This is a genomic window from Lichenicoccus roseus, from assembly GCF_005844085.1.
GTDB classification, from domain to species: domain Bacteria; phylum Pseudomonadota; class Alphaproteobacteria; order Acetobacterales; family Acetobacteraceae; genus Lichenicoccus; species Lichenicoccus roseus.
Map to the genome: position 1 here is coordinate 447,238 of NZ_VCDI01000002.1, position 22,396 is coordinate 469,633.

Here is a 22,396-nt window from a genome sequence, read left to right on the forward strand (position 1 = left end):
GCCTGGTGGCGGGGCGGCTAGTTGCGGGTCTTGTCGACCAGGCGGTTCTTGCCGATCCAGGGCATCATCGCGCGCAGCTTCTCGCCGACCTCCTCGATCTGGTGCTGGTTGACGCGGGCGCGGGTCGCCTTGAAGCCAACCTGTCCGACCTTGTTCTCGAGCAGCCAGTTGCGGGTGAAGGTGCCGCTCTGGATGTCGTGCAGCACCCGCTTCATCTCCGCCTTGGTCTCGGCGGTGACGATGCGCGGGCCGGTGACATACTCGCCGTATTCGGCGGTGTTGCTGATCGAGTAGTTCATGTTGGCGATGCCGCCCTCGTAGATCAGGTCGACGATCAGCTTCACCTCGTGCAGGCACTCGAAATACGCCATCTCCGGCGCGTAGCCGGCTTCCACCAGCACCTCGAAGCCGGCGCGGATCAGCTCGACCAGGCCGCCGCACAGCACCGTCTGCTCGCCGAACAGGTCGGTCTCGCATTCCTCGCGGAAGCTGGTCTCGATGATGCCGGCCCGGCCGCCGCCGATCGCGCTCGCGTACGACAGCGCGATCTCCAGCGCGTTGCCGGACGGATCCTGCGCCACCGCCACCAGGCAGGGCACGCCGCCGCCGCGCTCGTACTCGGAGCGTACGGTGTGGCCGGGGCCCTTCGGCGCGATCATGAACACGTCGAGATCCGGACGCGGCTCGATGACGCGGAAATGCACCGCGAGGCCATGCGCGAAGGCGATCGCGGCACCCTGCTTGAGGTTCGGCGCCAGGTGCTCGGCATAGAGATCGCCCTGCAGCTCGTCCGGCGTGAGCACCATCACCACGTCGGCCCAGGCGGCGGCCTCGGACGGGCTCATCACCTTGAGGCCGGCGGCCTCGGCCTTGGCGATGCCGGCGGAACCCGGACGCAGGGCGACCACGAGCTGGGTGACGCCGCTATCCTTGAGGTTGTTGGCGTGCGCGTGGCCCTGGCTGCCATAGCCGACGATCGCGACCTTCCTGGACTTGATCAGGTTCACGTCGGCGTCGCTGTCGTAGTACACGCGCATGGGCGCAGTTCCTCTTGCTGTTGGGGAAGTCGGAAGCCTGGAAATCAGATGGTATGCGGACCGCGCGCGATGGCGGCAATGCCGGTGCGCGAGATCTCCACCAGTCCGAGCGGGCGCATCAGCTCGATGAAGGCATCGAGCTTGTCGGTGGCGCCGGTCAGCTCGAACACGAAGCTGCCTGTGGTGGTGTCGACCGGACGCGCCCGGAACGCATCCGCGATGCGCAGCGCCTCGGAACGCAGCTCGCCGGTGGAGACCACCTTGATCAGCGCCATCTCGCGGGCGACGTGCGGACCATCCTTGGTGAGATCGGCGACGCGATGCACCGGCACCAGCCGATCCAGCAGGGCCTTGATCTGCTCTATGATCATCGGGGTGCCGGAGGTCACGATATTGATGCGGCTGCGGTTGCGGCCATCCTCGACCGGCGCCACCGTCAGGCTCTCGATGTTGTAGCCGCGGCCGGAAAACAGCCCGATCACCCGCGCCAGCGCACCGGCCTCGTTCTCGACCAGCACCGAGATGACGGCGGTGATCTCGGTCTCGTCCGTGCTTGCCATCGGCCTATACCAGCATCATCCCTTCGACCGTGATTCTGGCGGCCTGCTCGTTCTGGTCCGGTCCCAGGATCATCTCGTTATGCGCCGCCCCCGACGGGATCATCGGGAAGCAGTTCTCCGCCTCGTCGACGCAGATGTCGGCGATCACCGGGCCGTCATGCGCGAGCATCGCACGGATGGTGTCGTCCAGCTCGCCGAGGCAGGTGGCGCGCATCCCGGTGCCGTGGAAGCTCTCGGCCAGCTTGACGAAGTCCGGCAGCGCCTCGCTGTAGCTTTCGGAATAGCGTGACCCGTGCAGCAGCTCCTGCCACTGCCGCACCATGCCCATGTAGCGGTTGTTCAGGATGAACAGCTTCACCGGCAGCCGGTACTGGCAGATGGTGCCAAGCTCCTGGATGTTCATCAGCGTGCTGGCCTCGCCGGCGATGTCGATCACCAGCGCCTCCGGATGCCCCACCTGCACGCCGACCGCCGCCGGCAGGCCGTAGCCCATGGTGCCGAGGCCGCCCGACGTCATCCAGCGGTTCGGCTTCTCGAAGGCGTAGTACTGCGCCGCCCACATCTGGTGCTGGCCCACCTCGGTGGTGACGAAGCTGTCGCGGCCGGTCTCGCGCGCGAGCTCGTACAGCCGCTTCACGGCATGCTGCGGCTTGATGATGGCGGACGGCGACGGGTCCTGGCTGTAGCGCAGGCTGTCGATGCCGCGCCACGCCTCGATCTGCCGCCACCAGGTGGCCAGCGCCTCGCGGTCCGGCTCGGCGCGGTCCTCGTGCCAGGCCTCGATCATCATCTCGATGGCGCGTCCGGCGTCGCCCACAACGGCGACATCCACCGGCACGATCTTGTTGATCGAGGACGGGTCGATATCGACATGGATCTTGGCGGAACCCGGCGAGAACGCATCCAGCCGTCCGGTCACGCGGTCATCGAAGCGGGCGCCGAGATTGATCAGCACGTCGCAGCCGTGCGTCGCGAGATTGGCCTCGAAGGTGCCGTGCATGCCGAGCATGCCGAGGAATTGCGGGTCGGTGGTGGGGTAGGCGCCAAGCCCCATCAGGGTCGAGGTGCAGGGATAGCCGGTCAGCCGCACCAGCCGCCCGAGCGCCTCGGAGGCGGCGGGTCCGGCATTGATCACGCCGCCGCCGGTGTAGAACAGCGGCCGCTTCGCGCGCTTGATCAGCGCCACCGCCTGCCGGATGGCCTCGATGCGCGGCTCGGTGATCGGACGATACGAACGGTGTGGCGCGGTCGAGGCCACCGTGTAGCTGGCCGGACCGACCATGATGTCCTTCGGCAGGTCCACCACCACCGGACCGGGCCGGCCGCTGCGCGCCACGTAGAACGCCTCGTGCACGGTACGGGCGAGGTCGCCGGCGCGCTTCACCAGGTAGTTGTGCTTGGTGGCCGGCCGGGTGATGCCGGTGGTGTCGGCTTCCTGGAAGGCATCGTTGCCGATCATGTGTGTCGGCACCTGGCCGGTCAGGCACACCAGCGGGATGCTGTCCATCAGCGCGTCGACCAGCCCGGTCACCGCATTGGTCGCACCCGGCCCGCTGGTCACCAGCACCACGCCGGTCTTGCCGGTGGAGCGCGCGTAGCCTTCCGCGGCATGCACCGCGGCCTGCTCGTGCCGCACCAGGATGTGGCGGATCGAGTTCTGCTTGAACAGCGCGTCATAGATCGGCAGCACCGCGCCGCCCGGATAGCCGAACACCACCTCGACCTCCTGCTCCTGCAGGACACGGAGCAGCACCTCGGCACCGTTCAGCGACGGGGTCGAGACCGCCGTGCCGTCCTGGCCGGCATGCTGGCGGCGGTCCCCGAGGTCGGTGGTTGCGTTCATGTCCTGCTCCCGGAGCAGGATCGGAAGATCGTGCTCCGCTGGTCGGTTGACGAAGCGGCAAGGCCGCTACGGCAGCACGGGTTGTGCGCGGTGCCGGGGTTATGGGCGAGGTTGGCGCGGCGCGTCAACGCTGCTTCGAACAAATGACAAGATTTCTTGCCACTGCCTTTCCGAAAATTGCGTCATATCAGGTATGCGCTGATCGATTATGTGTGTGCGGGTTTTCGGGGCGAGATCGTGATGCGCGAACCAGGTCGCCTGCCGCTTGGTGTACTGGCCTTGCGAGAGGATCGCGCGTCGGCTCGCCTCCTCCAGTCGATCGCCACGACGCAGCACGCCGGCAAGCTCCGGGACGCCGTGCGCCCGCATCGCTGGCAATTCCTCCGGCAGTCCGAGTTCCAGCAGCGCCGCCACCTCCTCGAGCGCCCCGTTTGCCAGCATGGAGGTGAAGCGCGCAGCGATGGCGGCACGCAGATCCGCCCGCGCCGGGTTCAGCCGCAGGGCGGTGAACCGGGCCGGCGCCGGCGGCAGGCCCGGATTGTCGCGCCACGCCGACAGGCCGCGCCCGGTGCCGGCAAGCACTTCCCAGGCGCGCGCCAGCCGCTGGCCGTCGGACGGGCGAAGCAGCGAGGCGGTGTCCGGGTCGCGCGCCGACAGGCGGGCGTGCAAGGCGGCGGGCCCAATCTCGTCCAGCAGGGCACGGGCCTCGGTGCGGGCCGCCTCGCCAGGATCGGGCACCGCGCTCAGCCCGTCGGTGAGGGCGCGGAAATACAGTCCGGTGCCGCCGCACAGGATCGGCAGCTTTCCCAGTGACCAGGCCTCGTGCAGGCACGCCAGCGCCTCGTGGCGCCACCAGGCGACGCTGCCCGGCTCGGCGGCGGGGCGCACGCCGTACAGCCGGTGCGGACAGGCCGCCTCCTCGGCTGCGGTCGGCCGCGCCGTCAGCACGCGCAGCTCGCGATAGACCTGCATCGAGTCTGCATTGATCACGATGCCGTCGAGTTCCCGCGCCAGGGCGAGCGCCAGCGCCGACTTGCCGCTGCAGGTGGGGCCGGCGACGACAAGAGCGTCCCCCGCGTGCGCTTGATTCACCGACCCATCCCTGCCACACGCCCGACCATGGCGTTCCCCCGTATCCTCACCCTGGTCGCAGACCGCAAGGCTGCCACGCTGACCCCGGCGATGATCCGGGTGGCGCGCGAGATGGTGGGCGGCGGCGAGCCGTTCATCCTGTCGCCGGGCGAGGCGGTGGATATCCCCTGTCCGGCGCACTCCTTCAGCCAGCCCAGTCCGGCGGTGCTGCGCGCCGCCTTCACCGGGCAGTCGGTCGACGTGCTGATCACCCGCGCCCGCGGTCGCCGGAAGGGGCTGCTGGTCGCCGACATGGACAGCACCATCGTCACCTCCGAGACGCTCGACGACCTTGCCGCCCATGCCGGGGTCGGCGAGCAGGTCGCCGCCATCACCCGGCGCAGCATGAACGGCGAGATCGACTTTGCCGAGGCACTGCGTGCGCGCGTCGCGCTGCTGCGCGGCCTGGAGACGGCGGCGATGGAGAGGGTGCTGGCAGCGACCGCGCTTACCCCCGGCGCCCGCACGCTGGTCGCCACCATGCGGGCGCACAACGCCCGCTGCGCGCTGGTGTCGGGCGGCTTCACCTGGTTCACGTCGCGCATCGCGGCGCTCTGCGGCTTCGACGAGCATCACGCCAACACGCTGCTGGAAGCGGACGGGGCGTTGACCGGCGAGGTCGGCGAGCCGATCCTTGGCCGCAGTGCCAAGCGCGCCCGGCTGATCGAGCTCGCTGCCGCGCGCGGCCTGCGGCTCTCGGCGACGCTCGCGGTCGGCGACGGCGCCAACGATCTCGACATGCTGGCGGAAGCCGGGCTCGGCGTCGCATTCCATGCGAAGCCGGTGGTGGCGGCCGCGATCGAGACCCGCATCGACCACGCCGACCTGCGCGCCCTGCTGTTCGCGCAGGGCTACCCGGTCTCCGCCTTCCGCGAGGATTGAACGGCGTCGTTCGGGTTGCGGCTCAGAACTCCAGCCAGGCCCTGGCCTCCACCAGGCCTTTCTCCTGCAGCATCGCCTTCAGCTGGTCCAGGACCAGGGCCTCGCCGTGACGGCCGAACATGAAACACCGGGAGGCGCCGTCGAGGCTTTCTTCCCGGTCGTCGAGAGGCGGCAGATAGACCAGCTGCAGGATGCCGCCTGTCACGGTCGCATCCAGGTTGCGTCGCAGGAAGGCGATGATGTCCTGCTGGCTGCTGGCAGACAGGTCGAGCAGCATCTTCCCCGGGGTTTCGACCTCGCCGCGCGTGCTGGCATGCAGCACGGCACGGGACGACCAGGATACCGGAACCCGGAACATCTTGCGTTGATCGTGGTGCGGCATGACCGGGATGTCCATGGTCGCTCTCCAGCTCGGCTCAGGCGATGCCTGCCGAATGCGACGGGATCATGCGCGCATCGGGATTACGCGCGATAGCGCGTCGCCGAGACGGACCATGCCGCCGGCGAGGATCCGGGCGGTGACGCCGCCATGGCCGCGCACCGCATTGTAGCCGCCGGGGCCGAACTCGGCCTCCATGCGCGAGCAGGGGTGGCAGTCCCCGGTAACTTCCAGCACCGCGTCGCCGACCCGAAGCGCGTGGCCCTTCAGGCCGTGCAGGTTGAAGCCGGCGACGACCAGGTTGCGGCGCAGGCGCCCGGGCTCGATGCGATCCAGGCCGAGGTAGGAAGCGATCGCGACCAGCTGCTCGGCGGCGATCAGCGTGACCTGGCGGTTGCGGCTGCCACGGCCGGCATAATGGTCGCCGTCCAGGCCAAGCTGCGGATCGAGCGCCACCTCCGGCACTGCCACCAGCGGCAGCCGACGTTGCGGGCGTACGCCGATCCAGCGCACCACGCCGGGCCTCGCCGGCGCGTCGAGCAAGGCCGCCAGTGGCGAGGACGGGTTCAGCAGCGGATCAGGTCCAGTACAGCAGCGCGGCCTCGGGCAGCCGGCGTTGCAGCGCCGCGGTCATGAAGCCGCGCATCTCGCTCATCTCGGCCTTCGGCAGCACCCACTTGCCGGTGCCGAACTTGGTCAGCTTGCGGGTGCGGGCGGCCTCGTCCATCGGCAGCGGACTGCCCGGATACCAGCCGGTCAGCACCGCCTTCGACTTGTCGGTGAAGCGGTGGGTGATCAGCTCGGCGGTGAGGGCAGGGTCGGGCACGCCGTCCAGCGCCTCCGCCACCAGAGCAAGCAGCCGGTCGTATTCCTGCCGCCAGCCCGGCAGCGGCAGGATCGGCGCGATCGTCAGCCCGACCGGATAGCCCGCCTGCGCCACCGCGCGCAGCGCCGCCAGCCGCCGGTCCATGCGTGGCGCGCCACCTTCCAGCCGCTCCGCCGACGCGGCGTTGAGCGAGAACCGGATCCGCGTGCGCCCGCCATGCGCGAGGCCAAGGATCGGCGCCACGGCATCGAACTTGGTGGTGAAGCGCAGCTGTACCGGCGCGTCCCATGCGCCGAACCGGGTGATGCAGGCGGAAAGGCTGCCGGTCAGGTGCTCGATGCCGAGCGGATCGGTGTAGCAGGAGCACTCGAATGTGGTGCCCTCGGCGGCGCGCGCGGTCGAGCGCGAGGTGACTGTGCCCTGGCCCAGCAACGGCGGCAGCTCGGCCAGGATCTCCGGCAGGTTGGCGTAGGCGCGTATGATCGGCGGCCCGGCCAGCGAGCCCGCCAGGTAGCAGTACTGGCAATGCGCCGGGCAGCCCTCGGCGAGGTCGAACCGCCAGTCGGCGCTCGGCGGGATCGGCTGCGGACGGCGGCGGCTCGGCGAGGCCACCACCACCGCCATCGTGCTCTTCGCGTCGCGGTAGCTGTCCGGCAGCCCGCTCAGGCGGTCCGAGGCGAGGCGCACGATCTCGGACCCGGCCTGCGCCGCCCGCTCCACCATCGCGCTGCCGTGCTCGAAACGCAGCGCGGCCGGTGTGACCAGCACACGTCTTGGGATCCATGGTCGAAAATCGGGCATGGCGTCCCATGTCGTATGGCAACGACAGGCCGCCAAGGGGTCGCCTGAACCGGACGGGGGATGCGGCCGTTCCGCACCGTCAGCCGATAGGCATTACGTCATGAAGTCGAAGTTTCTCCGCACCTGCTCGATCCTGGCCCTCGTCGGCGCGGTCGCGGGTTGCGAACCCACCGGGCCGGTGTTCGGAAGCTGGCAGGGCCGGCAGCCGACCGGCTTCGGGATCAGCCCGTCCTTCGTCGACCTGGTGCTGCACGGCAACCCGGGCGACACCCAGGGCGAATACGACATCCAGGCGATCCAGGCGCAGACCACGTTCGACAATCTCGGCGACCGCAACCTGATCTGGGGCGATCGCTGGACGATCACCCGCGATCAGGGTCCCGCCGGTCCCGCAATCCTTCATCTGCACAACCTGCCGAACAGCCAGATATCGACGTACGCAATGTTGCCGAACCGGGTGCTGGTGCCGCTCGGTCCGAACGGCCGTGTCGATCTCTCGCAGGACAACCTGCGCTACTCGCTGGTGCCGCTGTCGCCGTCCAGCCGCGCCTACGGGCGGCTCTGAGCGATCTCGAGCAGCCTGTCGATGTCGACATGCGACTCGAGATGCGCCGCCAGCGCGTCCAGCGCCGCCTCGACCCCGGCCTCGTGACGGCGCGGCGCGGCCGGTAGCCCGAGCTGGCCGAGCCAGGCCCGCCTCGCGTCGTCGGCGGCGAACAGGCCGTGCAGGTAGGTGCCGGATACCAGTCCATCCGGGGAGATGGCGCCGTCCTGCCGTCCGTCCGGCATCAGCAGCACGGGGCGCCGGGTATCGCGTCCCCGGGTCAAGCCGAGATGCATCTCGTAGCCCTGCACGCTCTCGCCGTCCGCCAGGGTCGCCGAGACCATCGACAGCCGCTTGTGCGGCGTCAGCACGGTCTCGATGTCCAGCAGGCCCAGCCCCTCCGCCTCCGCCGCCGGCCCCTCGATCCCGTCCGGATCGGCGATGCGTCGCCCGAGCATCTGGTAGCCGCCGCATAGTCCGAGGATCCGGCCGCCTTGGCGATGGTGCGCGCGCAGGTCGATGTCCCAGCCCTGCGCCCGCAGCACGGCAAGGTCGGACAGCGTCGCCTTCGAGCCGGGCAGGATCACCACCGCGCAACCCGTCGGCAGCGGCTTACCGGGCGGCACCATGACCAGCGTCACGCCGGGCTCGGCGCGCAAAGGGTCGAGATCGTCGAAGTTGGCGATCCCCGGCAGCATCGGCACCGCGATAAGCAGGCTGCCATGTTGCGGATGGGCGGCGGTGCCGTGCAGGTCGGCGGCATCCTCCGCCGGCAGCGCCCGCACCGCATCCAGGAACGGCACCAGGCCGAGGGCTGCCCAGCCGGTATGGCGCGCGATGGTGCGCATGCCCTCGTCGAACAGCGACGCATCGCCGCGCATCCGGTTGACGATGAAGCCCCTGATGCAGGCGGCGTCGTCGGCATCGAGCACCGCCTGGGTGCCGACCAGGCTGGCGATCACGCCGCCACGGTCGATGTCGCCGAGCAGCACCACCGGCGTATCGCTCGCGCGGGCAAAACCCATGTTGGCGATGTCGCCGGCGCGCAGGTTGGTCTCCGAAGCGCTGCCGGCGCCCTCCACCAGCACGATGTCGGCGGCCCCGCGCAGGCGCTCGAAGCTGTCCAGCACCACCGGCAGCAGCGACGGCTTGTGCGCCTGGTACTCGCGTGCCCTGAAGTTGCCCTGCACGCGGCCGAGCACGACAAGCTGTGCACCCACCTCGCTCTGCGGCTTCAGCAGCACCGGGTTCATGTCCACCGTCGGCGCCACGCCGCAGGCCCGCGCCTGCAGCGCCTGAGCACGGCCGATCTCGCCGCCATCCGAGGTCACCGCCGCGTTGTTCGACATGTTCTGCGGCTTGAACGGCAGCACGCGCAGGCCGCGTTTCGTAAGCGCCCGCGCAAGTCCGGCCACCAGCGTGGACTTGCCGACCGACGAGCCGGTGCCCTGGATCATCAGGGCCAGGCTCAAAACTCGATGCCTTCCTGCGCCTTCACGCCCGCTGCGAAATGATGCTTCACCTGGGTCATCTCGGTGACCAGGTCGGCGGCCTCCAGCAGGGCCGGCTTCGCGTTGCGGCCGGTGACCACGACATGCAGCATCGGCGGCCGCGCCGCGAGGGCATCCAGCACGGTGTCGAGTTCGAGATAGCCGTAGCGCAGCGCGATGTTGAGTTCGTCGAGCACCAGCAGGGAGAGGTCGTCGCGGGCGAGCAGCGTGCAGGCGGTGTCCCACGCGCGGGCACAGGCGGCGACGTCGCGGTCGCGGTCCTGCGTTTCCCAGGTGAAGCCCTCTCCCATCGTGTGCCACTCGACCAGCTCGCCGAAGCCCTCCAGCACGCGGCGCTCGCCGGTATCCCACGCCCCCTTGATGAACTGCACCATGGCGGTGCGCCGCCCGCGCCCGATCATGCGCAGCATCAACCCAAGGGCGGCAGTGGATTTGCCCTTGCCCGGGCCGGTATGGACGATCAGCAGGCCGCGCGAGGCGATCGTCTTGCCGGCCACCTCGCGGTCCTGCACCGCCTTGCGATGTTCCATCTTGACCCGGTGGCGGGCTGCCTCGTCCGCATCATCCGTCATCCAGCGGTCTCCTGCTTGAGTACCAGCGGCAACCCGGCGGCTACCAGCACGACATGGTCCGCGAGGCGCGCGAGGCGCTGGTGCAGCAGCCCGGCCTCGTCGCGGAACCGCCGCGCCAGGGCATTCTCCGGCACGATGCCGAGCCCGACCTCGCTCGCCACCAGCACGGTGGGCGCGGTCCGGGCGGCGAGCGCCTGCTCGAGCCGGTCGACCGCTTCCGGCACGTCATGCTCGCCGAGCAGCAGGTTGGTGAGCCAGAGCGTCAGGCAGTCCACCAGCGCCGGCATCGCCGCCGCATCCGCCAGGGCCTCGGCCAGCGCCAGCGGCGCCTCCACCGTCCGCCAGCCCCTGGCGCGACGGGACCGATGGATCTCGATGCGGGCGCGCATCTCGTCGTCCCAGGCCTCGCCGGTGGCGACATACAGCCAGGGTTCGGGGATTGCCGTCAGCATGGCCTCGGCGTGGCGGCTCTTGCCGGAGCGCGCGCCGCCGAGAACGAGGGAAAGGTGGGGAGGGTGCGTGGGAGGCTGTGACAAGGGTGGGGGCTTTGACCGGTCTGGGAGCACAAGCCTAGTCTGTGTTCCCCGCACCAACCAATCCAGGCACGAAGGAGAGCAGACGATGAACGTGGCGATCCTGCATGTCTGCACCACCTGCCGGGCCGGCCACGAGGTGCGCGAAGGCGACCAGGCACCCGGCGCACGTCTGCATGCCCATCTGCGGGCGCTGGCGCAGGCGCGCGAGGATGGCGCCGTCGTGGTGCTCGAGGCGAAGTGCCTGTCGAACTGCGCCGGCGGCTGTTCGGCGTCGATCGCCATGCCGGGCAAGTGGAGCTACCTGCTCGGCGGCCTCGAGATCGAGAATGCCTCCGACTTGCTCGACTACGCGGCTATCTATGCGGCGTCGGCGACCGGGGTGGTGATGCCGTCCCGTCGCCCGGCCTCGCTCGCGACCATGGTGCACGGGCGCATCCCGGCACTTCCAGACCTCTCGGGGAACACTGCATGAGCCTGGTTTCGGCCACCATCATCACCGGCTTCCTCGGCGCCGGGAAAACCACCCTGCTGCGCCATGTGCTGGAGCATGCGGGTGGCCGGCGCATCGCGGTGATCGTCAACGAGTTCGGAGCGCTCGGCATCGATGGCGACACGCTGCGGAGTTGCGGGATCGAGGGCTGCACCGACGACGACGTGATCGAGCTGGCCAATGGCTGCCTGTGCTGCACCGTCGCCGACGATTTCCTGCCGACGATGGAGAAGCTGCTCGACCGCGCCGATCCACCCGGGCACGTGGTGATCGAGACCTCCGGGCTGGCGTTGCCGAAGCCGCTGCTGCGCGCGTTCAACTGGCCGAGCATCCGCACCCGCATGACGGTCGACGGCGTCATCACCGTGGTGGACGCGCCGGCGGTGGCAGCCGGTCGCTTTGCCGACGATCCGGAGGCGGTGGCCCGGCAGCGCGCCGAGGACCCGTCGCTCGACCACGACAACCCGCTCGCCGAGGTCTACGAGGACCAGCTGCTGTCGGCGGATCTCGTGGTGCTGAACAAGACCGATCTGCTGGACGATGCCGCCTGCGCCGTGCTGGAGCGTGACATCGCCGCCGCCATCCCGCGCGCGGTGAAGATCCTGCGCGCCCGCGAGGGTCGGCTCGATCCCGCCATCCTGCTCGGCCTGGGGGCATCGGCACAGGACGATCTCGACGGCCGGCCATCGCACCACGATCTCGACGCCGACCACGAGCACGACGATTTCGAAAGCTTGGTGGTGACGCTGGGCGAAGTCGAGACACCGGAGCATCTGGTCGCGGTGCTGGCCGAGGTAGCGGCCGAGCACGACATCCTGCGCATGAAAGGTTTCGCCGCGGTGCGCGGCAAGCCGCGGCGGCTGGCGGTGCAGGGGGTCGGCACCCGGTTCCGCCAGCAGTACGACCGCGGCTTCGCGCCGGGCGAACCGCGCGACGGACATATCGTGGTGATCGGCCTCCGTGGCCTGGACCGCGCCGCCATCGAACGCACCGTCGCGGCGGCGGCGCTGCAGCCGGCCTGAGGCCGGGCTCCGGATGCACCTGCTGGTACGCGAGAGCCGGTCGCTCGACGAGGCAGAGGCAGCGTACGATCCGGGACCATCGGACGCGCCGTTGCTGTTCCTGTCGTTCTCCGACAGCGATCTCGGCACCTGGCGGCAGGCGGCAGGACACCTTCCGGGCATCGCGACCAGGTTCGAGAGCCTGTCGCGGCTGCGTCATCCGATGTCGGTCGACCTGCTGATCGAGCAGGTGGTGGCGCCGGCGCGGTGCGTGGTGATCCGGCTTCTTGGTGGCCTTGACTACTGGCGCTACGGCGTCGAGGAAGTGGCGGCGCATTGCCGGACGCATGGGATCGCGCTGCTGCTGCTGCCGGGCTGCGAGCGGCGCGACCCGCGGCTCGCCGAATGGAGCACGGTATCGCCCGCGCACTGGGAACGCATGGACGGCTTCCTGCGCCAGGGCGGTACCCGCAACGCCCGTCACGCGCTGGCGCTCGCCGCCCATCTCGGAGGCCTGGACGCGGATGACGGCGCCATGCCGGAGGAACTGCCGGAGGCCGGGGAATTCGAGCTGCCCGGACCACGACCGGCCGGCGCTCCCCTGGCCGTCATCCTGTTCTACCGCTCGCATCTAGCCGCCGGCGACGTCACCGCGGTGCTGGCACTGGCCGGGGCGCTGCGGGCGCGCGGGCTTGCGGTGCGCGCGCTGTTCGCCAGCAGCCTCAAGCAATCCGAGGCGGCGGCCTTCGTGGTCTCGCGCCTGCTCGCCTGGCGTCCGGCGGTGATCCTCAGCGCCACCGCATTCTCGGCGAAGGACCCCGTGACCTCGGTATCGCCGCTCGACTGCGTCGGCGTGCCGGTGCTGCAGGTCGTGCTCGCGGTGGCGGCGCGCGAGGCCTGGCAGGCGAGCAGCCGCGGCCTGTCGCAGACCGACCTCGCCATGCAGGTGGTGCTGCCGGAACTCGATGGCCGGCTGCTCACCGCGGCGATCTCGTTCAAGGCGGCCGAGGACGGGGGCGGCGAGGCGGCCGGCCTCGCGCGGACCATCAACCGGCCGGATGCGGACGGCGTCGCGCTGGCCGCCGACCGCGCCGCCGGCTGGGCCAGGCTCGGCGGCACGCCGGCGCCGCAGCGCCGCATCGCCATCGTGCTGTCCGACTATCCCGGCATCGGCGGCCAGCAGGCGCACGCGGTCGGGCTGGACAGCTTCGCCAGCCTGCGCGCCATCCTGCATCGCCTGCACTGCACCGACTATCGCGTCGAGCCACCGGGCGACGAGACCAGCCTGGCAGACGCGCTGTGCCATGCCGAACCGGCGCCGTTCCTGTCGCTCGACGAGTATGCCCGGCTGCGCCTTACCCTGCCCGACACCCTGAACGACGCGCTCGACAGCACCTGGGGCGCGCCCGGCCGGGACCCTGCCTGCTCGGGGGGCAGCTTCCGCCTGCGCCATCTGCGGTTCGGCAACGTCACGCTGGCGGTGCAGCCCGATCGCGGCAGCAGCGGCGACCGCCGCACCGGCTACCATGACGCCGACACCCCACCGCGACACGCCTACGTCGCCTTCATGCTTTGGCTGCGCCTCGGGCTGGACATCCACGCGATGGTGCATCTTGGCACCCACGGCACCCTGGAATGGCTGCCCGGCAAGGCGGCGGCGCTGTCGTCGGAGTGCTGGCCGGTGGCCCTCACGCGCGGACTGCCGGTGATCTATCCGTTCATCGTCAACAACCCGGGCGAGGCCGCGGTGGCGCGCCGGCGGCTGGGCGCGGTCTGCATCGGCCACCTGACCCCGCCGATGGTGCAGGCGCAGGCGGGCGAGGGCGCGCGCGCGCTGGAGCGGTTGATCGACGACTATGCCGCCGCCGACGGCCTCGATCGCCGCCGTGGCGCCATGCTGCGCCAGGAGATCCTGACCCGTGCCGGCGATCTCGGCCTGCTTGCCGAGAGCGGCGCCGACCGCGAGCTCGACGACGAGCAGGCGCTGGCCCGGCTCGATGCCTGGCTGTGCGACGTGAAGGACCTGCAGATACGCGACGGGCTGCACGTGTTCGGCGAGACGCCGCCGGCCCTCGGTGCCCTGCGCGACAGCCTGCTCGCCGGCACCCCGGCGGCCGACCCCGCGCAGGTCGATGCCGCCCTGGAGGCATCCGTGCGGGGCGAGGGCGAGGCGCTGCTGGCAGCCCTCGACGCCCGCTTCGTGCCAGCCGGACCGGCCGGCGCACCCGGCCGCGGCCGGCTCGACGTGCTGCCGACCGGGCGCAACCTCTATGCGATCGATCCACGCGCGGTGCCGACCCGCGGCGCGATGGTGCTGGGCGAGCGGATGGCGTCGCTGCTGCTGGAGCGCCATCGCCAGCAGAGCGGCGAGGAGCTTGCCTCGCTGGTGATCGACCTGTGGGGCAGCACCACGCTGCGCACCGGCGGCGAGGACCTGGCGCTGGCGCTGGTGCTGATCGGGGCGAGGCCGGTCTGGGACGAGGGATCCGGCCGCGTCACCGGGATCGAGATCGTGCCGCTGGCACTCCTCGACCGCCCGCGCGTCGATGTGACGCTGCGCGTGTCCGGGTTGTTCCGCGACAGCTTCGAGGCGCAGATGCTCCTGTTCGACGAGGCGGTGCGCGCGGTGGCCTCGCGTGGCGAGAGCCCCGAGTTCAATCCGCTTGCGGCACTCGGCGAGGCGGCGCCGGCGCGCATCTTCGGCCCGGCGGCGGGGGCCTACGGCGCCGGCGCCCTGGTCGTGCTGGGCAACGCCGGACGCGACGCCATCGGGCAGGCCTACCTGGACGCCTCCGCGACCGCCTATGCCGGCGCGGACGTCGCCGCCGGGCGTCCTGCGGGAAATGCCTTCGCCGAACGTGTCGCCGCCAGCCAGGCACTGCTGCACCAGCAGGACCATGCCGGCACCGACGTGCTCGACAGTCCGGACTACGCGGCCCACGAAGGTGGCTATGCCGCCGCCGCCGCCCTGCTCGGCGCCGCGCCTGCCCTCTATCATGCCGACAGCAGCCGGCCGGATGCCCTGCGGCTTCGTGGCGTCGCCGAGGAGGTGGCGCGCGTCGCCCGTGGTCGGCTGGCCAATCCGGACTGGCTCGCCGGCATGATGCGGCACGGCTATCGCGGCGCCGCCGAGATCGCCCGCGGCGTCGCCGGGTTGCACGCATTCGGGCGGACCCTGCCGGACCGGCTCGACCGCCAGTACGAGCTGGTGTACGCGGCCACCCTGGGCGATCCGGCGGTCGACGACTTCCTGCGGCGGAGCAACCCGGACGCCCGGGCCGACATGCACGCCCGCTTCTGCGACGCCATCGCCCGCGGCCTGTGGCAACCGCGGGCGAACTCGGTCGTGATGGCGCTGCACGCCCGGGCCGGAGCGGACCCCGTCGTCCCTGATAGTCCTGGCGCGGGACCGGAACGATGCTAGTCTTGCGTGGCCCTGGAGCCGGTTCCAGTCGTGACGGAGTGCGTGATGGGTGTTTCCCTGACGGCTCGGCGTGAGCGGGCTCCTGCGGTCGTCATCCGGCGTATCTCCCCCGCCGACCTGTTCGCGGCGCTGCGCGCCGGCTTCGATGATTTCCGCCAGGTGCCGACGCAGCTCGCCTTCATCTGCGTGATCTATCCTGTGGTCGCCGTGCTGGCTGCAAAATTGACCGCTGGCTACCGGGTCCTGCCGCTGTTCTACCCGATGGCCACCGGCTTCGCGTTGATCGGCCCGGTGGCGGCGCTTGGCATGTACGAGATCAGCCGGCGACGCGAGCGCCGCCTGCCGGTGTCCTGGCGGGATGCCTTCGCCGTGCTGCAGTCCAAGGCGCTGCCGCACATCATCCAGATGGCGCTGGTACTGCTGGTAGTATTCATGCTGTGGATGGTGGTGGCGCGCTCGACCTATACCGCGCTGTTCGACCCCGACAGCATGGGATCGCTGTCCGAGATGACATACCAGATGGTCAGTGCCTCGGGACTGATACTGATTGTTCTCGGGAACTTCATGGGACTGCTGTTCGCGATCCTGACCCTGTCGATCAGCGTGGTGTCGTTCCCGATGATACTGGATCGCAACGTCGACGTGCCGACGGCGATTCGCACCTCGCTCGCGGTGATGGCGCGCAATCCCCTGACGATGCTGCTCTGGGGCCTGATCGTGGCGGTGTCGCTGCTGATCGGCGGACTGCTGCTGCTGGTCGGCCTGGCGGTGGCGATCCCGGTGCTCGGCCATGCCACCTGGCATCTGTACCGCCGGCTGGTCGAGGCCCCGGCCCTGGAGCGTCGCTAGCGGTCCCGACAGCGCCGCCGGGACTCGCGCCGCGTGTTGTTGTCGGCGCCTTGGAATGCTGCTATCCAGCAAGTATTCGTCCACATCGTGAACGAGACAACGATCGGGCTGTAGCCGGAAGGCCGGCGGGATCGATGTCGTCGTAACGCTGATCGAGATGAATTCTATGTTTTTATCCAAGTTCGATAGGATCCAGCTTGCCTGAGAAGCTAGTCTTGCGCGGGACGACCGACGCGGACGATCAATCCGAGACCTCGCTGTCCGAAGAGGGCGTCCGCCAGGCGCTCGCCCGTCTGGGACGCGGAATGGGTGGCGCCTCGCCCGGGCACGACGCCCAGCAGCATGATGCCGGACGCAACGGCGATCCGTTCCGCCAAGGCGGCCAGACCCAGTCCGGCGGCGGGTCGGCGGGACTGCAGCGCCGCGCTGCGTCGCCGATGCACAAGCTCAAGCGCCCGGCTTTCGTCCAGGATGGCGATGTCGTGGTCGAGTATGCCGGGCGGGATCGCCAGGCGCACGGCCCCGGACAGGCGCATGGCCCGGGCCATCAGGGCAGCCACCACGAGGCCGGCGATCAGGGCCGCACCGTGCTCGATGCCGCCCGCGACGAGCTGGCGCGCGAGCGGCGTGCCCGCGAGGATGCCGAACGTGCCCTGTCCGAGGCACGGCTCGCCCTTCAGAACGCGCAGACCCGTCTTGCGCATCTCGAGATCGACCTGAACGAGACGCGCGCATCGCTGCGCGTGTCGCAGGAGGAAGCGGCCGCCCTGCTCGCACAGAAGGCCGAGCCGCCTGCCGCCCCGCTGGCCGCCATGCCTGCCGCTGCCCAGGCCCCCGCTCAGGCGATCGAAGCCGCGGCGCCGCTCGGGGTGCAGCCGGGTCCTGCCGAGGCGGCCGCAATACCACCCAGGGTCCGCCGCCAGCAGGCCAAGCCGCGGGTCAGCACCCGCGAGCCGCAGCCGGTCAAGTGGTGGATCAAGAGCAAGGGCTAGACGCGGTCCCGGCGGCTGCCAGCCGGCGATTGTTGAAGACTGAAGGCCTATGGTAGGGGAAACGACCTCCGGTCCACGTGGTGAATGATGCCTGAAGACTTGCCCAGCGGCTTGCCGCAGGCCTCGCGTGCCCCCACCGGGATCCAGGGATTGGACGACATCCTCGGCGGCGGGCTGACCAAGGACCGCGTCTACCTGGTCGAAGGCACGCCCGGCACCGGCAAGACCACCCTCTCGCTGCAGTTCCTGCTGGAGGGCGCACGACGCGGCGAGCCGGGCCTCTACATCACGCTGTCCGAGACGGCCGACGAACTGCGCGCCGTCGCTGCCAGCCATGGCTGGTCGCTCGAGGACCTGACCCTGTTCGAGATGGTCGGAGAGGTCGGCCTGGATCCCGAGCGCGAGCAATCCATCCTGCATCCATCCGAGGTGGAGCTGGGCGAGACCACGCGGGAAGTGATGCAGCGCGTCGAGGAGCTGCGTCCGTCGCGCGTGGTGTTCGACAGCCTGTCCGAGATGCGGCTTCTGGCACAGAATCCGTTGCGCTACCGTCGTCAGATCCTCGCCTTCAAGCACTTCTTCGCCAGCCGGCAATGCACCGTGCTGCTGCTCGACGACCGAACCTCGGAGCCCACCGACCTGCAGCTGCACAGCATCGCGCACGGGGTCATCTCGCTGGAGCAGGCGCCGCGCGAGTTCGGCGCCGAGCGCCGGAGGCTGCGGGTGGTCAAGATGCGCGGCATCAAGTTCCGCGGTGGCTACCACGACTTCATCCTGGACACCGGTGGCCTGCACCTGTTTCCGCGCCTGGTCGCCAACCAGCACCACCGCGACTTCGAGGCGGTGCCGAACTCCACCGGCAACGCGGGGCTCGATGCCCTGCTCGGTGGCGGTCTGGTCGCCGGCACCAACACGCTGCTCACCGGGCCCTCCGGGGTCGGCAAGACCACCACCGCGGTGAACTGCATGCTGGCGGCGTTGCGTCGCGGCGAGCGCGCGACGTACTACCTCTTCGACGAGGGCATCAACACCCTGATCGCGCGCAGCGCCGCCCTGGGGATGGACCTGCAGCCCTATGTCGACGACGGCCGGCTGACCATCCAGCAGATCGATCCGGCCGAGCTGTCGCCCGGCGAGTTCGCCTGGCGTGTCCGCGAGGCGGTGGAGGGGCGCCATGCGACCTTCGTCGTGGTGGACAGTCTCAACGCCTACCTGCAGGCGATGCCGGGCGAGCACTACCTGCTGCTGCAGATGCACGAGCTGCTGAACTACCTGAACCAGCAGGGCACCAACACGGTGATGATCCTCGGCCAGCACGGCCTGATCGGCGAGGTGCGGTCGGATGTCGACCTCAGCTATCTCAGCGACAGCATCCTGCTGTTCCGCTTCTTCGAGGCCCGGGGCGAGGTGCGGACCGCGATCTCGACGGTGAAGAGCCGCACCCGGGCGCACGAGCGCACCATCCGCGAATTCAAGCTCGGGCCGCACGGGCTGCAGGTCGGCGAGGCGCTGCACGACTTCGAGGGCGTGCTGAGCGGCCTGCCATCCTACAAGGGCGATCTCGACCTGCTGGCGCCGGCAGCCGGACGGCCTGCGGGGGCGTCGGACTAGGCGTCTTGCCCGAGCACTTTTCCATCCTCGCGCCGCGGGGGCGCGACGCCGCCATTATCGGGCAGGTGCTGCAGCGCACCGGGATCGTCTGCACGGTATGTGCCGGCCTCGCCGGCCTGCGCGAGAGCCTGGATGGCAACATCGGCGGCGCGGTGGTCACCGAGGAGAGCCTGTCCGGTGCGGATCTCGAGCCGGTGCTCGACTGGATCGCAGGCCAGCCGTCGTGGTCGGACCTGCCGCTTATCGTGCTCGCCACACGGCAGACCGGTTCGAGGCCGCCGCGCGCCGCAGCCCTGCTCGATCGACTGGGCAACGTCGTGCTGCTCGAGCGACCGATCAACGCCGAGACCCTGACCAGTGCCGCGACCTCGGCGCTGCGGGCGCGGCGGCGGCAATACCAGACGCGCGACCTGCTGGCCGGTCGCGAGCAGAGCGAGAATGCGCTGCGGCAGCTCAACGACACGCTGGAGCTGCGCGTCGCCGAGCGCACCGGCGAACTCGAGGCGGCGCGCGAGACACTGGCCTTCGCCCTCGACAGCGCCGGCATGGGATCGTGGGACCTGGACCTCCGCCACGACACTGCGCGCCGCTCTCGCCGGCACGACCGGATCTTCGGCCTGCCGGTCGAGGGCCAGCAGCCGAAGTGGGGACGCGCGATCTTCCTGCGGCATGTCGTCGAGGAGGATCGCGACGCGGTCGGGCGTGCGTTCGACCGTGCGATCTTGAATGGCGGGCTCGAGATCGAGTGCCGCATCAGGCGCGGCGATGGCGCGGTGCGCTGGATCGACGTCCGTGGCCGTGTCGAATACGCTGAGGATGGCGAGCCGGTGCGTATGGCCGGCGTGGTGATGGACACCACCGACCGACGGCGCACCGAGGATGCTCTGCACCAGGCGCAGAAGATGGAGGCGATCGGCCAGCTCACCGGCGGCGTCGCGCATGACTTCAACAACCTGCTGACGGTCATCGTCGGTGGCCTGGACATGATGATCCGCCGCCCCGATCGCACCGACCGCATCGTGCGGCTGGCGGAGGCGGCGATGACGGCGGCGCGTCGCGGCGAGCAGCTCACCCAGCAGCTGCTGGCCTTCTCGCGCCGGCAGATGTCGCGCCCCGAGACCCTCAATCCGAACCGGCTGCTGCTGGAGTTCCGGGCGCTGGCGCAGCGCGCCGTGGGCGAGGCGATCGACCTGCAGGTGGAGCTCGATCCGGCGGTCCATCCGGTACGGGTCGATCCGGCGCAATTCGAGTCCGCGGTGCTGAACCTGGTGGTGAACGCGCGCGACGCGATGCCGGACGGTGGCACCATCCGCCTGGAATGCCGCAACGTCCATCTGCCGACCGAGGCTGTCGCCGAGCGCGGCATCGCGCCCGGCGCCTACGTGATGGTCTGCGTGACCGATAGCGGCGCCGGCATCGACAACGAGACCCTCAAGCGGGCGTTCGAGCCATTCTTCACCACCAAGGAGGTCGGCAAGGGGTCCGGCCTCGGCCTGAGCCAGGTCTACGGCTTCATGCGAAGCGCCGGCGGCGACGTCGTCATCGACAGCACGCCCGGCGTCGGCACCAGTGTCCGGCTTCATTTCCCGCGTTCCAACGATGAAATGGTCGAGGAGCGGCAGGATGCGGCGGGCATGGTGCCGTTGCGCCGGGCGTCCATCGGCGACACCGTGCTGCTGGTCGAGGATGACGAGCAGGTCCTCGGCATGGCCGTCGAGAGCCTGGAGGAGCTGCGCTACAAGGTCGTGGTGTCGCGCAACGCCCGCGAGGCGCTGGAGCATCTGCGCGGGCCGGAGCGGATCGACATCCTGTTCTCCGACGTGGTGATGCCGGGGGGCATGAACGGCGCGCAGCTGGCGGTCGAGGCGCAACGGCTGCGGCCCGGGCTGAAGGTGCTGCTCACCTCCGGCTATGTCGGCGATGGCGCTGCCGGGCAGGCGATCGGCCAGGACCTGCCGGTGCTGAACAAGCCGTATCGCCGCGACGAGCTGGCGCAGAAGCTGCGCGTGGTGCTTGGCGGGTTGTGACCGGTTATCGGGATCCCTTCACCGGGCATTAACGGGCAACAGGCATAGTCGGCGTCCTCACCCCTTCGGGACCGACGCCTATGCCCATGGCCGCGACCCCACGAGATGAAGCCGACCGCCTAGCCGAGCTGCTGTCCTACGAGATCCTCGACACTCCGGTGGACCCACGGTTCCAGGTTTTCGTGGAACTCGCGGCTGCGTTCTTCGAGGTGCCGATCGCGCTGGTCTCCCTGATCGATGCGGAGCGCCAGTGGTTCAAGGCAGAGATCGGTCTCGGTGCGGTCTGCGAGACGTCGCGCGAGATGTCGTTCTGCGCCCACGCCATCCTGGCCCCGCACGAGGTCATGGTGGTCGAGGATGCCCGGCTGGATGCGCGGTTCGCCGACAATGATCTGGTCACCGGCAGTCCGCACATCCGGTTCTATGCCGGAGCCGCCATCGTCGGGGCGAGAGGGCATGCGCTCGGCACGCTGTGCATCATCGATGTGCGGCCGCGCCTGATGGATGCCGCCGGCCGCCGGCAGCTTGCCGCCCTGGCCACCGGAGTGGGATCGGTCCTGGAATTGCACCACAGCCTGCAGCAGATGCAACGCGCGGCGCTGCACGACCCCCTGACCGGCCTGGCCAACCGCTCCTGGTTCGAACCGGAACTGCAGCGTGCCGTGCAGGCCGCGGGCGCCGGCACCGGGTGCGCGGTGCTCTGCCTGGATCTCGACCGCTTCAAGATCATCAACGATACATACGGGCACGCGCAGGGAGACGCGGTGCTCCGCGACGTCGCCTGCCGCCTGCGCAGCGTCATCCGGCCGACCGACCTGACCGGGCGGCTCGGCGGCGACGAGTTCGCCATCCTGATGCGTGGCCCGTTCCCGCCGAGCGCGCCGCAACGGCTGGGGATGCGCATCCTTTCGGCCCTTGCATCACCTGTCGTGCTGGAAGGCGCGGAGTTCACCATCGGCGGCTCGATCGGATACGCCTGCGCACCGCCGCACCGCGACGCCGGGAAAATGCTGCTGGCGGCAGACAAGGCGCTCTACGCCGCCAAGCAGGCGGGCCGCGGCAGGGTCGTGGCCGCCCCCGAGCCACCCGCGGCGGCGGCAGTCTCCTCTGCCTGCGGCGCCGGGCACGTAAACCCCGGACACGCCCGGTTCGCACCAGTCGCGGGCGTATCGTGCTCGCGGCCCTGATCAGCGTGCACCGGCGGGGTCTGCCCGGGCTGGCAGCGCGGGGATGGCCTGCATCTTCGGCTCGCAATGGTGCCGACACTCGGAATTGAACCGAGGACCTACTGATTACGAATCAGTTGCTCTACCCCTGAGCTATGTCGGCAGACTGCATGCGCCCTATACAAACTCCCCGGTGCTGCTGCAACCTGCGGTC

The 22,396-nt window shown here is 70.0% G+C and carries 20 protein-coding genes and 1 tRNA gene; 10 read left to right on the plus strand and 11 right to left on the minus strand.

From position 1 onward, the window contains the following. Positions 1-17 precede the first annotated feature (17 nt). From ilvC to miaA, 4 genes are all read right to left on the minus strand, one after another. Positions 18-1,037: a ketol-acid reductoisomerase gene (gene ilvC / locus FE263_RS07415; protein ID WP_138325317.1), complete on the minus strand. Its 1,020-nt coding sequence runs from the start codon at positions 1,035-1,037 to the stop codon at positions 18-20. Between the two features lie 44 nt (positions 1,038-1,081). Next, a complete protein-coding gene (gene ilvN / locus FE263_RS07420; protein WP_138325318.1) occupies positions 1,082-1,597 on the minus strand; it encodes an acetolactate synthase small subunit in 516 nt (171 codons plus the stop codon). Positions 1,598-1,601: 4 nt separating this feature from the next. Continuing rightward, positions 1,602-3,440 (minus strand): acetolactate synthase 3 large subunit, encoded by a 1,839-nt coding sequence (locus tag FE263_RS07425; RefSeq protein ID WP_138325319.1) that lies wholly within the window; start codon positions 3,438-3,440, stop codon positions 1,602-1,604. Between the two features lie 99 nt (positions 3,441-3,539). Next, positions 3,540-4,532: a tRNA (adenosine(37)-N6)-dimethylallyltransferase MiaA gene (miaA, locus tag FE263_RS07430; protein ID WP_138325320.1), complete on the minus strand. Its 993-nt coding sequence runs from the start codon at positions 4,530-4,532 to the stop codon at positions 3,540-3,542. Positions 4,533-4,559: 27 nt separating this feature from the next. On the opposite strand from miaA, the gene serB reads away from it, so the two are divergent. Continuing rightward, entirely contained in the window at positions 4,560-5,453 is an 894-nt protein-coding gene (gene serB, locus FE263_RS07435; RefSeq protein WP_138325321.1) for a phosphoserine phosphatase SerB, read from the plus strand. Between the two features lie 22 nt (positions 5,454-5,475). Here serB and FE263_RS07440 read toward each other — a convergent pair whose 3' ends face one another. The 3 genes from FE263_RS07440 to FE263_RS07450 are packed head-to-tail and all read right to left on the minus strand — an operon-like array spanning position 5,476 to position 7,459. Continuing rightward, positions 5,476-5,850, minus strand: a complete 375-nt coding sequence (locus FE263_RS07440) for a hypothetical protein (protein ID WP_138325322.1) — start codon at positions 5,848-5,850, stop codon at positions 5,476-5,478. A gap of 48 nt (positions 5,851-5,898) precedes the next feature. Next, complete coding sequence (locus tag FE263_RS07445) at positions 5,899-6,375, minus strand: MOSC domain-containing protein (RefSeq protein WP_240759154.1); 477 nt, start codon at positions 6,373-6,375, stop codon at positions 5,899-5,901. A gap of 34 nt (positions 6,376-6,409) precedes the next feature. After that, the gene (locus tag FE263_RS07450) at positions 6,410-7,459 is read right to left on the minus strand and encodes an SPL family radical SAM protein (RefSeq protein WP_138325324.1); all 1,050 of its coding nucleotides are present in this window, start codon (positions 7,457-7,459) and stop codon (positions 6,410-6,412) included. 100 nt (positions 7,460-7,559) lie between these two features. Here FE263_RS07450 and FE263_RS07455 point away from each other — a divergent pair, with 100 nt between their 5' ends. After that, a complete protein-coding gene (locus FE263_RS07455) occupies positions 7,560-8,024 on the plus strand; it encodes a hypothetical protein (protein WP_138325325.1) in 465 nt (154 codons plus the stop codon). Here the strand turns inward: FE263_RS07455 and FE263_RS07460 are convergent. Genes FE263_RS07460 through cobU form a run of 3 tightly spaced genes read right to left on the minus strand, consistent with a single transcriptional unit; the run spans position 8,009 to position 10,622 of the window. Beyond that, on the minus strand, positions 8,009-9,460 hold the full coding sequence (locus tag FE263_RS07460) for a cobyric acid synthase (protein ID WP_138325699.1): 1,452 nt from the start codon (positions 9,458-9,460) through the stop codon (positions 8,009-8,011). The two genes, FE263_RS07455 and FE263_RS07460, sit on opposite strands and share 16 nt — an antisense overlap. Before the next feature lie 11 nt (positions 9,461-9,471). After that, entirely contained in the window at positions 9,472-10,086 is a 615-nt protein-coding gene (cobO, locus tag FE263_RS07465) for a cob(I)yrinic acid a,c-diamide adenosyltransferase (protein ID WP_138325326.1), read from the minus strand. Continuing rightward, positions 10,083-10,622 (minus strand): bifunctional adenosylcobinamide kinase/adenosylcobinamide-phosphate guanylyltransferase, encoded by a 540-nt coding sequence (gene cobU, locus FE263_RS07470; protein ID WP_138325327.1) that lies wholly within the window; start codon positions 10,620-10,622, stop codon positions 10,083-10,085. The genes cobO and cobU overlap by 4 nt, the downstream gene beginning before the upstream one ends. Before the next feature lie 85 nt (positions 10,623-10,707). Here cobU and FE263_RS07475 point away from each other — a divergent pair, with 85 nt between their 5' ends. The 8 genes from FE263_RS07475 to FE263_RS07510 all read left to right on the plus strand — a co-directional run bounded on the left by FE263_RS07475 (position 10,708) and on the right by FE263_RS07510 (position 22,203). Continuing rightward, positions 10,708-11,094, plus strand: coding sequence for a DUF1636 family protein (locus FE263_RS07475; RefSeq protein ID WP_138325328.1), 387 nt, complete (start codon positions 10,708-10,710; stop codon positions 11,092-11,094). Continuing rightward, positions 11,091-12,134, plus strand: coding sequence for a cobalamin biosynthesis protein CobW (gene cobW, locus FE263_RS07480; protein WP_138325329.1), 1,044 nt, complete (start codon positions 11,091-11,093; stop codon positions 12,132-12,134). The genes FE263_RS07475 and cobW overlap by 4 nt, the downstream gene beginning before the upstream one ends. A 13-nt stretch (positions 12,135-12,147) precedes the next feature. Further along, positions 12,148-15,537: a cobaltochelatase subunit CobN gene (cobN, locus tag FE263_RS07485; protein ID WP_138325330.1), complete on the plus strand. Its 3,390-nt coding sequence runs from the start codon at positions 12,148-12,150 to the stop codon at positions 15,535-15,537. Positions 15,538-15,582: 45 nt separating this feature from the next. After that, positions 15,583-16,386, plus strand: coding sequence for a DUF2189 domain-containing protein (locus tag FE263_RS07490; protein WP_138325331.1), 804 nt, complete (start codon positions 15,583-15,585; stop codon positions 16,384-16,386). A gap of 197 nt (positions 16,387-16,583) precedes the next feature. Then, positions 16,584-17,378 (plus strand): hypothetical protein, encoded by a 795-nt coding sequence (locus FE263_RS07495; RefSeq protein ID WP_138325332.1) that lies wholly within the window; start codon positions 16,584-16,586, stop codon positions 17,376-17,378. Positions 17,379-17,465: 87 nt separating this feature from the next. After that, entirely contained in the window at positions 17,466-18,989 is a 1,524-nt protein-coding gene (locus tag FE263_RS07500; protein WP_138325333.1) for an ATPase domain-containing protein, read from the plus strand. Positions 18,990-18,994: 5 nt separating this feature from the next. Further along, positions 18,995-21,016 carry an ATP-binding protein gene (locus FE263_RS07505; RefSeq protein WP_138325334.1) on the plus strand — a complete coding sequence of 674 codons (2,022 nt, stop codon included), beginning with the start codon at positions 18,995-18,997 and terminating at the stop codon, positions 21,014-21,016. A gap of 80 nt (positions 21,017-21,096) precedes the next feature. Continuing rightward, on the plus strand, positions 21,097-22,203 hold the full coding sequence (locus tag FE263_RS07510) for a sensor domain-containing diguanylate cyclase (RefSeq protein ID WP_138325335.1): 1,107 nt from the start codon (positions 21,097-21,099) through the stop codon (positions 22,201-22,203). Between the two features lie 67 nt (positions 22,204-22,270). On the opposite strand, the gene FE263_RS07515 is transcribed toward FE263_RS07510, so the two are convergent. Continuing rightward, positions 22,271-22,345 (minus strand) — tRNA-Thr (locus FE263_RS07515). Positions 22,346-22,396: the final 51 nt, after the last annotated feature.

Excerpts from the sequence above, each read along its gene's own strand:
- ilvC (WP_138325317.1), bottom strand. The coding sequence starts at position 1,037 with ATGCGCGTGTACTACGACAGCGACGCCGACGTGAACCTGATCAAGTCC.
- ilvN (WP_138325318.1), bottom strand. The coding sequence starts at position 1,597 with ATGGCAAGCACGGACGAGACCGAGATCACCGCCGTCATCTCGGTGCTG.
- FE263_RS07425 (WP_138325319.1), bottom strand. The coding sequence starts at position 3,440 with ATGAACGCAACCACCGACCTCGGGGACCGCCGCCAGCATGCCGGCCAG.
- serB (WP_138325321.1), top strand. The coding sequence starts at position 4,560 with ATGGCGTTCCCCCGTATCCTCACCCTGGTCGCAGACCGCAAGGCTGCC.
- FE263_RS07440 (WP_138325322.1), bottom strand. The coding sequence starts at position 5,850 with ATGGACATCCCGGTCATGCCGCACCACGATCAACGCAAGATGTTCCGG.
- FE263_RS07450 (WP_138325324.1), bottom strand. The coding sequence starts at position 7,459 with ATGCCCGATTTTCGACCATGGATCCCAAGACGTGTGCTGGTCACACCG.
- FE263_RS07455 (WP_138325325.1), top strand. The coding sequence starts at position 7,560 with ATGAAGTCGAAGTTTCTCCGCACCTGCTCGATCCTGGCCCTCGTCGGC.
- FE263_RS07460 (WP_138325699.1), bottom strand. The coding sequence starts at position 9,460 with ATGATCCAGGGCACCGGCTCGTCGGTCGGCAAGTCCACGCTGGTGGCC.
- cobO (WP_138325326.1), bottom strand. The coding sequence starts at position 10,086 with ATGACGGATGATGCGGACGAGGCAGCCCGCCACCGGGTCAAGATGGAA.
- FE263_RS07475 (WP_138325328.1), top strand. The coding sequence starts at position 10,708 with ATGAACGTGGCGATCCTGCATGTCTGCACCACCTGCCGGGCCGGCCAC.
- cobW (WP_138325329.1), top strand. The coding sequence starts at position 11,091 with ATGAGCCTGGTTTCGGCCACCATCATCACCGGCTTCCTCGGCGCCGGG.
- cobN (WP_138325330.1), top strand. The coding sequence starts at position 12,148 with ATGCACCTGCTGGTACGCGAGAGCCGGTCGCTCGACGAGGCAGAGGCA.
- FE263_RS07490 (WP_138325331.1), top strand. The coding sequence starts at position 15,583 with ATGGGTGTTTCCCTGACGGCTCGGCGTGAGCGGGCTCCTGCGGTCGTC.
- FE263_RS07500 (WP_138325333.1), top strand. The coding sequence starts at position 17,466 with ATGCCTGAAGACTTGCCCAGCGGCTTGCCGCAGGCCTCGCGTGCCCCC.
- FE263_RS07510 (WP_138325335.1), top strand. The coding sequence starts at position 21,097 with ATGCCCATGGCCGCGACCCCACGAGATGAAGCCGACCGCCTAGCCGAG.